Source organism: Paraburkholderia sp. EG304 (assembly GCF_046543485.1).
GTDB lineage: Bacteria > Pseudomonadota > Gammaproteobacteria > Burkholderiales > Burkholderiaceae > Paraburkholderia > Paraburkholderia youngii.
In genome coordinates this window covers 1-2,293 of sequence record NZ_JBKGUA010000179.1, presented here as the reverse complement: position 1 = coordinate 2,293, position 2,293 = coordinate 1, and the positions used below count along the sequence as shown (strand labels likewise).

The window sequence follows — 2,293 nt, the reverse complement described above, 5'->3', positions numbered from 1 at the left end:
TGCTGTTCGGTGCGAGCTTCGTTGAACTGCGCGTCGTCGAGGCAGCCGAATACCGGCGTCAAGCCGCGCAGCGTCCGGATGACCGCAAGCTGGTCTTCGATAAAGTGAATCGCCAGCGCGAATTGCAATTTTGTGGCATACGCCAGGCCGGTTTCACCCTCTCGTTGCACCTCAACCAGTGGCTCGCCGATGAAAAGCAGGTTCGAGACCAGGTGGCTGGACGCGAACGCGCCGAATGGAAGATCGCCGGTGCGGTCCAAAGCGTCGAAAATTTGGCGGAAGTGGTCACCGCAACTTTGCCGCGCAGGTTGCACCCAGCGGGCGACATAAACAAAGAACGCGAGGTGCGTGCGGGCTTCGAAGCGGACGAGGCCGCGTCGTTCTACGAGCTTGCAGCCGAGCCGGCCGAATTCGAATCCGGGCTGGTAGTCGCCGAAAAGCCGTCCGGCGAACCAGGGGAATTGGGCATAGGCCACGCACGATGCATCGGCATTGCCTTGCTCGAGGCTGAGACTGATTGCCTTGCAGATCGTCAGGCAATTGAGGTTCCCATCGGTGAACAAGGCCGGCCCGAAGAGCTTGGTCAGAACCTCGACGGTTGCCAGCGCGATGGGATTCCCCATCGGCGGCAGATCGATGAGTTCGTCGATGCTCCGGTCGCCAAGCAGTGACCAGATGCGCTCGTATTCGCGGCGCACCGTCGCGTCATCCGGGTGGGGTGACCACTCGATGCCCACATGCCGAAGGAAGGCGAGGCCAACGGCGATCGCGTTTTCGCTCTGGTCGAGAATCAGGTACGCATCCATCTGCCAGCATGTGACCTGAGCGCGTTCGAGCGTGGTCGTGGCACGCCTCGATAGCGCCGCAAGTCGCGTCTCGGCGGCGAGCAGTTGTCCCGTCAGGAATTCGCATTCGGCCCGGTTCAGGGCCAGCGCGAAGAGCAGGTCATGCCGACGCTGCCAGCAATCGTCGCTCAACAGCTCTGCGCCGGAGGTGAAATAGGCGAGCGCCGAGGCGTGGGCCGTCGACGCCCTGGCGCGCTGACCGGCGAGCAGATTGAGCGCGGCCAGTTGCTCGCGTTCGTCCCGTTCGGTGATCAGCGCGGCGCCGCGATTGAGCTGCCCGACGATTTCGAAGATCGCTTCCTCGCGTTTTTCCGCCGGGGTCTGCGCGATGAGCAGGCGGCCGATCCGCAGATGCGCGTCGGCGCGCGAAGATTCAGGAATCAGGGAATAGGCGGCCTGATGAACCCGGTCGTGAACGAACGCGTAGGCGCCTTCGAGCCGCACGACGAGTTCCTGGCGAACCGCCTCCCAGACCACGGCGTGAATCCCCGCCTCCGGCATGCCGAGCACGGCCGACAGCGTCGCGAGGTCCGCGGTGTTCCCGAGACAGGCAAGCTGCTGAAGCGCGTGCTGTGTCGCGGGCGGCAGGCGCGTCAGCTTGCCGGCCATCAGGTCCACGACGTTGTCGGTGTAACCGCTGGCCTGGATGCGTTCGGTATCCCAGCGCCACTGCCGCGCATCGTGATCGAACGCCAGCAGATCGCCTTCGGCCAGCGCGTGCAGGAACTGGATCACGAAGAACGGATTGCCCCCCGTCCTGTCGGTCACGAGGCGCGCCAGGGGCGCAAGTTTTTCAGGCGCACAGTGCAGCGCGTCCGCGATCAGATGCCCGACATGCGCACCGGTCAGCGGCGCGAGCCGGATTTCCCCGATCTTCGCGCCCGCGCTGCGGATCGCTTCAAGCCGGGCTGTCAGCGGATGGGCGGCATCCACCTCGTTGTCGCGATACGCACCGATGACCATCAGGTAGCGCAGTTCCGGCTGGATCAGCAGGTCCACGAGCAGGTCCAGGGTCGCTGCGTCGAGCCACTGCAGGTCGTCGAGAAACAGGGCCAGCGGATGGTCGGCCTGAGCGAATACACCGATGAAGCGCCGGAACACCTGCAGGAAGCGCTGTTTCGCCTGTTGTGGTTCGAGCTCCGGGACCGGGGGCGGCTCGCCGATGATCAGCTTCAGTTCGGGGATCAGGTCGCTCACCAGCGCCGCATTGGGCGAGAGCGCGTCCAGCAATGCGGCACGCCAGCCCGCCAGCTCCGCTTCGGACTTGCCCAGCAGCATGCGCACCAGGCTTTGAAATGCCTGGATCAGCGTGGCATACGGAATATCGCGCTTGTACTGGTCGAACTTGCCGGATGCAAACAATCCCCGTGGCGGCACGAGGATCTTGTGCAGTTCATTGACCACCGACGATTTGCCGATGCCCGAATAACCGGAAACCAGCACGAGCT

Annotated in this window: 1 protein-coding gene; it reads right to left on the bottom strand. The window is 64.1% G+C overall.

Features of this window, described 5'->3' with window-relative positions; genetic code table 11:
* Positions 1 to 2,293: ATP-binding protein (locus ACLFKU_RS43085; RefSeq protein ID WP_410853304.1), on the bottom strand; the 2,293-nt coding region annotated here is incomplete at both ends.